This window comes from Seonamhaeicola marinus (assembly GCF_008085455.1).
In genome coordinates this window covers 1-244 of sequence record NZ_VSDQ01000076.1, presented here as the reverse complement: position 1 = coordinate 244, position 244 = coordinate 1, and the positions used below count along the sequence as shown (strand labels likewise).

Here is a 244-nt window from a genome sequence, read left to right as displayed (position 1 = left end):
TGGCATGGTGAGTTTACAGGGTTTATTAAAATGACTTCGGAAGCAAATTGGAAGGCTTTTGAAACATCATATTCAAAATTTATTTTAGAGTATGCTGTTTTAGCCGAAGCGGTAAATGCCGATATTTTTTGTATTGGAACAGAATTAGAAACATTTATAAAAAACCGACCCAGTTTTTGGTTCAAACTTATTAAAAAAGTAAGAGCTATTTATAAAGGAAAATTAACCTATGCTGCCAATTGGG

The 244-nt window shown here is 32.0% G+C and carries 1 protein-coding gene; it reads left to right on the top strand.

Going from position 1 to position 244, the window contains the following annotated elements:
* The coding region (locus tag FUA24_RS00475; protein ID WP_394344172.1) for a glycoside hydrolase family 113 at nt 1-244 on the top strand (244 nt) is incomplete at both ends.